Raw genomic sequence first — 1,714 nt, 5'->3', positions numbered from 1 at the left:
TCGAGGCTGTGTGAAAACGCGCCAGGCACTTGATGCGAAGTCATTAAGACAATATAAACGACGCGAATTGATTAATTCGGTCAACAGGACGCAGTCGGATCCTTGACGAGTTTGGGAGTCGCCAAAACCGTTCCATAATGCTGTAAATGAGGCCTGAAGGGGCTCATTGAGCGTCAAGGCCAGGCTCACACCCTTATCAGCTTCATTGCATTCATGGTGCCATCGAACCCCAAGATGCTGATCACTCGTCGCAGGTTGTAGGCGAGCACATGCAGGCTCATTTCTGTACTGACGTTGGCCAGCTTTTTGGTTAAGAAGTGGGTGTATCCCATCCAACTCTTGAAGGTGCCAAACACGTGCTCAACCGTTTTGCGCCTAATCGCCATAGAGTTCGGCGACCGATCTAGACGGCGTTGTACCGCCTCGAGTACTTCTTCATGCTCCCAGCGTGAGATGCGCCGGTAATCGCTAGGCGTGCACTGCGACTTTATTGGACACTGCTTGCAGGCACTGCTCCAGTAACGACGAATAAGCATGCCATTCTCTTCACGGGAGAATCGGTAGATGGCGCGTTGTTCCGCTGGACACAGGTACTCATCCTCTTCCTTGATATAAATGAAGTCGGCTTTATCGAATCGGCCTTCAGCCTTTGCGTTAGAGGTTGTTGGCTTGGGCAGCACGGCGGAGATACCCGTATCTGAGCACGCCTTGATCTGCGGTCCGCTGAAGTAGCCACGGTCCGCAATGGCGCGCAGCTTCTTCGCGCCCATGGCATCACGGGCAGCCGTGGCCATCGTGCACAACTGTGCTCTGTCGCTGCCAGCATTGGTTACCTCGTGCGCCACAATAATATGATGCTTAGCATCTACCGCTGCCTGCACGTTGTACCCCACCATGCCCGACCCTCTACCACTGGTGGCCATGGATCGCGCATCGGGATCCGTTAACGATATCTGTCCATTTGGATTGTCCTCGAGCTGCTTCTTGACTTCGTCGAGCACACGCATCTGTTGACGCAGTTGTGCAATCTTGTCTTGCAACCTGGCGGTCTTCACCTCTAGCTCGACGGGGTGGGTGCGGTCAGCTGTCTCTAAGGCATCAAGATAGCGTTGAATGCTCTGCTCGATCTGCTGCTGACGCTTATCAACCTTGCCCATGGTGAAGTTGCGATCACGTGTGTTCACAGCCTTGAACTTACTGCCATCGATGGCGACCAGCGCTTGGCTAAATAGCTTGAGCTCTCGGCACAGCACCACGAATTGGCGGCAGACATTACGGATACCAGCACCGTTGTCTCGACGGAAATCGGCAATCGTCTTGAAGTCGGGGGCTAAACGCCCCGTCAGCCACATCAGCTCGAGGTTGCGCTGGCATTCGCGCTCCAGACGGCGACTGGACTGGATGCGATTGAGGTAGCCGTATATGTAGATGCTCAGAAGAACAGCCGGATGATAAGAAGGACGACCTGTGTTGGCTGGCGTTGCCCCTTGGAAACCCAACGACGTTAAATCCAACTCGTTGACAAAGGCTTCAACCACTCGTATTGGGTTGTCTTCACTAATGAAGTCATCCAAGCACTCTGGGAGTAGCGTAACTTGCTGTCTGTCTTGACCTGTGATGTATCTGGACATATTGAATCCCCACTCAACATGCCTAGAACTCTACCTCGAACTGATCGCACAGAAAATGGGGGTTTTCACACAGCCTCGATCGT

At 53.3% G+C, this 1,714-nt stretch carries 1 protein-coding gene; it reads right to left on the bottom strand.

The genetic code is table 11. The features are described from left to right. Positions 1-185: 185 nt before the first annotated feature. Positions 186-1,631: an IS1182 family transposase gene (locus EKL30_RS18695; protein WP_126708764.1), complete on the bottom strand. Its 1,446-nt coding sequence runs from the start codon at positions 1,629-1,631 to the stop codon at positions 186-188. Between the last annotated feature and the right edge of the window lie 83 nt (positions 1,632-1,714).

Origin of the sequence: Candidimonas sp. SYP-B2681 (genome assembly GCF_003971065.1) — a bacterium.
Lineage (GTDB): Bacteria > Pseudomonadota > Gammaproteobacteria > Burkholderiales > Burkholderiaceae_B > Pollutimonas.
This window is presented reverse-complemented; position numbering and strand designations above follow the sequence as displayed.

Bases quoted from the DNA above. Each gene is read 5' to 3' on its own strand.
- EKL30_RS18695 (WP_126708764.1), bottom strand. From the start codon at position 1,631: ATGTCCAGATACATCACAGGTCAAGACAGACAGCAAGTTACGCTACTC.